Here is a 4,088-nt window from a genome sequence, read left to right as displayed (position 1 = left end):
GGCGACCGGTCGGATCCGGTCGCCGCGGCTGGGGCGTTGCAGCACCGAGCGCCGAGGCAGCAGCTGTTCTATGCGGCCCTGGTCTGGCGCTGATTGCGACAGCAAAACCCGGTCGCCCACCACTACCGTATCCAGCTTGCGCAGGGTTTGGCAGAGGAGGATTTGTTCGCCCACTTCCACTGCAATACCTTTGCCGAGATGGGAAATCACCAAACCCTCGATCAGGCCGCTCATTAAGCGGACTGCATTGTTTCTTCAATATGGGCAATCCGGATCGCCGCGGGCGGGTGGCTGTAATGGAAGGCCGAGTAAATCGGGTCGGGTGTCAAGGTGCTGGCATTTTCTTCATAAAGTTTGACCAAACCGCTGATCATTTTGCTGCCTTGCGCGTGGCGGGTAGCGAATTCGTCGGCTTCGAATTCGAATTTGCGTTGAAAATAAGCGCTAATGGGTTGCATGAAGGTAGTAAAGACCGGCGATACCAGCATGAACAGCAATAAAGCGGCGGCATTGGAGTGCGTGTCTACGCCAAGGCCGTCGAAAAACCAATCCTGGGTGATCAGCCAGCCTAATACCGCAAAGCTGATCAGGGTCATCACCGAAGAGGCGATCAGCATTTTGATCACATGTTTGCATTTAAAGTGGCCCAATTCATGCGCCAAAACGGCTTCCAGTTCTTCTTCGTCCAGCGAGTTGACCAGCGTGTCGAAGAATACGATGCGTTTGTTATTGCCCAAGCCGGTAAAGTAAGCGTTGCCATGGCCGGAACGGCGCGAGCCGTCCATGATGAAAATGCCCTGGCTGTTAAATCCGCAGCGTTCCAGCAGGCTTTTGATGCGGTCTTTCAGGCTGCCGTCCTGCATGGGGGTGAATTTATTGAACAGCGGCGCAATCAATGTCGGGAACAGCCAACTCATCAGTAGCGAAAAAGACAGGATGATGGCCCAGGCATAGAGCCACCACAGGCTACCGATGCTGGCCATGACCCATAAAATCAGAGCCAGAATCGGCAGGCCGATGCCCAGGGTCAGGCCTATCGAGATGAGCTGATCCTTGGCGAACTGAGGTAAGGTGTTTTTGTTGAAGCCGTATTTGTCTTCGATGACAAAGGTTTGATACAGACTGAACGGGATTTCAATCAGCGTCATCAAGATGAAAATGCTGGCCACGGAGATCAAATCCGCCCACATTGGGGATAGATCGAAAGTCGACCAAAAATCGAATACCAAACTAATGCCGCCGCCCACGGTCAACAACAGTAAGAACAGCATGCCGACACCGCCGTCGATATCGCCCAATTTGCTTTTTTCGATAGTGTAATCGGCGGCTTTTTGATGCGCGGATAATGCCACTCTATTGCGGAATGCCGCCGGTACTTCATCGCGATGCTTGGCAACATGGGATTTTTGCCGTGCCGATAACCAAAACTGGACGCTGTAGGAAAGAATCAAGGCAAATAAAAAAATGACTGTAAAGGTGTTCATCGATACGGATTAGTGGAGAGGGTTAACAATTAGCGGTACAGGGTAGCTAATGCTACAATTTGCCGCAACATTATTAATCTACAAGTCGCAACGGAAATAAAAATGGCTCAGGATGCTGACAACCTCATCTGGATCGATCTGGAAATGACCGGGCTCGATCCGGATACCGATTTGATCATCGAAATTGCCACAGTCGTCACCGATAAAAATCTGAATTTGCTGGCGGAAGGCCCGGTTCTGGCTGTTCATCAATCCGATGCCGTATTGGCGGCGATGGATGACTGGAATCAGCAGCACCATGGCCAGTCCGGTTTGATTCAGCGCGTCAAGGAGTCGATCATTACCGCGGCGGACGCGGAAAGATCAACGCTGGAATTTTTGGCAAATTGGCTGCCGGCCAAGGCGTCGCCTATTTGCGGAAACAGCATTTGCCAGGATAGGCGGTTTTTGTATCGCTATATGCCTAAATTGGAAGCCTATTTTCATTACCGGAACCTGGATGTTTCAACGGTAAAAGAATTGGCCGGGCGCTGGGCTCCGCAATTGAAAGACGGTTTTAGTAAAAAAGCCTCTCACAAAGCGCTGGACGATATTCTTGAGTCCATAGAAGAGTTGAAATATTACCGAGAGCATTTTTTCAAGCTTTAAACTTTCGCATCTTGCCGAACCCATTGTTGATGCGCCGGGCGGCCGTCGACCCAAATCTATATTTTCAAAAATCAGGTAATGCATTCATATGTTAGATCCTCGTTTATTCCGAAGCGAACTGGAATTTGTTCAGCAACAACTCAAAAGGCGCGGCGTGGAATTTGCCGCCGACAGTTATCTGGCCTTGGAAAATCGCCGTAAAGACATTCAGGTTAAAACCCAGGAATTGCAAAACGAGCGTAATACCCGCTCAAAAGCGATCGGTCAGGCTAAAGCCAAGGGTGAAGACATTGAGCCACTGTTAGATCGGGTGGCGGATTTGGGCGATCAACTTAAGGCCGCGGAAACCGAGTTGGGCGAGATTCAAGCGCAGTTGAACGTCATCATGGAAGGCTTGCCCAATATTCTGGATGAGGCGGTGCCGGCTGGAAAAAGCGATGCGGATAATGTAGAAATTAGCCGCTGGGGCGAACTGCCGCAGTTTGATTTTGCGCCAAAAGATCATGTAGATTTAGGCGAGCCTCTAGGCATGGATTTTGAGTTGGGTGCTAAAATCGCCAGCGCGCGTTTTGTGGTCTTGGCGGGTAGGCTCGCCACTTTGCAGCGCGCTATCATTCAATTAATGTTGGATACGCACGTCAATGAGCATGGTTATCAGGAAACCTATGTACCCTTCCTGGCAAATGCCGATAGTTTGCGTGGTACCGGCCAGTTGCCCAAGTTCGAGGCCGATCTGTTCACCGTCAAGAACGATCCGACTTTTTACCTGATTCCGACCGCCGAAGTGCCGGTTACCAATATAGTGCGCGACGTGATTGTTGATGCCAAGCGGATGCCGCTGAGATATGTTTGTCATTCGCCGTGTTTCCGCAGCGAGGCGGGGGCCTATGGAAGCGATGTGCGCGGTATGATACGTCAGCATCAATTCGAAAAAGTCGAATTGGTGCAAATCGTCACGCCGGAACAATCGGCGCTGGCTCACGAAGAGTTGACCGCGCACGCCGAAACCATTTTGCGGAAGCTGAATCTGCCGTACCGCAAGGTCTTGCTATGTGCGGGCGATACCGGGTTTTCATCGTCAAAAACCTATGACTTGGAAGTCTGGCTGCCCGGCCAGCAAAAGTATCGCGAGATTTCATCCTGCAGTAATTTCAAGGATTTTCAGGCTCGACGCCTGCAGGCGCGTTGGCGCAATCCCGAGACGGGTAAGCCGGAGTTGGTGCACACCCTAAATGGCTCCGGCTTGGCGGCCGGCAGGACGCTGATCGCCGTCATGGAAAATTATCAAAACCAAGATGGGACAATCACTGTACCCGAAGTGTTGCGCGGATATATGGGGGGCTTGGATCGTATTGGTTGAGCGGCTAATAAAAATGGATAGTCGGAATGGTTTTGGATCAAAACTAATCGGTAGTATCATTCCCCACGATTTCAACCTTGGCTGCGAATGCAAATTTCGGATGGGGCGAAGTCAATAGATAATTAAAAAAGCAAAGCAAACTATATTAGAGGGGTGTTATGAGCGAAAATCAAACCGCGTCACTTTATGAACGCTTAGGTGGTGAAGCAGCAGTTAATGCGGCCGTGGATATTTTTTACGATAAAGTTTTAAGCGATTATCGTATCAATCGATTTTTCGATAAAACGGATATGTCAAAGCAGGTTGCCCATTTAAAAGCCTTTATGACGGTAGCGTTTGGAGGGCCGAATGAATACACTGGGCGTTCATTGCGAGATGGACATGCCAGGCTGGTTGACATGGGTTTGAACGACTCGCATTTTGATATTGTAATGGAGCATTTAGGTGCAACGTTGCAGCAATTGAATGTGCCGGCCGATTTGATCGGAGAGGCGGCTGCATTGGTTGAGTCTGTTCGCGGCGAAGTTTTAGGCAAGTAGATCAAATACCGGGCTGCGAGACTAAAATGACTCTTGCAGCCCGGTATTTAAATTTTG

General features: G+C 50.2%; 4 protein-coding genes and 1 pseudogene. 3 read left to right on the top strand and 2 right to left on the bottom strand.

Annotated elements, in window-relative coordinates; genetic code table 11:
- Both NP596_RS20205 and NP596_RS20200 read right to left on the bottom strand, forming a co-directional pair.
- Positions 1–234 (bottom strand): annotated as a pseudogene (locus tag NP596_RS20205) (ribosome small subunit-dependent GTPase A); the annotation flags it as partial.
- Positions 234–1,484 (bottom strand): M48 family metallopeptidase, encoded by a 1,251-nt coding sequence (locus NP596_RS20200; protein WP_256617194.1) that lies wholly within the window; start codon positions 1,482–1,484, stop codon positions 234–236. The gene NP596_RS20200 and the pseudogene NP596_RS20205, both read right to left, overlap by 1 nt.
- A 102-nt stretch (positions 1,485–1,586) precedes the next feature.
- Here NP596_RS20200 and orn point away from each other — a divergent pair, with 102 nt between their 5' ends.
- The 3 genes from orn to NP596_RS20185 all read left to right on the top strand — a co-directional run bounded on the left by orn (position 1,587) and on the right by NP596_RS20185 (position 4,031).
- Positions 1,587–2,132 (top strand): oligoribonuclease, encoded by a 546-nt coding sequence (gene orn / locus NP596_RS20195; protein ID WP_256617193.1) that lies wholly within the window; start codon positions 1,587–1,589, stop codon positions 2,130–2,132.
- Between the two features lie 88 nt (positions 2,133–2,220).
- Positions 2,221–3,492, top strand: a complete 1,272-nt coding sequence (gene serS / locus NP596_RS20190; protein WP_256617192.1) for a serine--tRNA ligase — start codon at positions 2,221–2,223, stop codon at positions 3,490–3,492.
- A 158-nt stretch (positions 3,493–3,650) separates the two neighbouring features.
- Positions 3,651–4,031, top strand: a complete 381-nt coding sequence (locus tag NP596_RS20185) for a group I truncated hemoglobin (RefSeq protein ID WP_256617191.1) — start codon at positions 3,651–3,653, stop codon at positions 4,029–4,031.
- Positions 4,032–4,088: the final 57 nt, after the last annotated feature.

Source organism: Methylomonas rivi, from assembly GCF_024505165.1.
In the GTDB taxonomy this organism is placed as follows: domain Bacteria; phylum Pseudomonadota; class Gammaproteobacteria; order Methylococcales; family Methylomonadaceae; genus Methylomonas; species Methylomonas rivi.
This window is presented reverse-complemented; position numbering and strand designations above follow the sequence as displayed.

Bases quoted from the DNA above. Each gene is read 5' to 3' on its own strand.
- orn (WP_256617193.1), top strand. From the start codon at position 1,587: ATGGCTCAGGATGCTGACAACCTCATCTGGATCGATCTGGAAATGACC.
- NP596_RS20185 (WP_256617191.1), top strand. From the start codon at position 3,651: ATGAGCGAAAATCAAACCGCGTCACTTTATGAACGCTTAGGTGGTGAA.
- serS (WP_256617192.1), top strand. From the start codon at position 2,221: ATGTTAGATCCTCGTTTATTCCGAAGCGAACTGGAATTTGTTCAGCAA.
- NP596_RS20200 (WP_256617194.1), bottom strand. From the start codon at position 1,484: ATGAACACCTTTACAGTCATTTTTTTATTTGCCTTGATTCTTTCCTAC.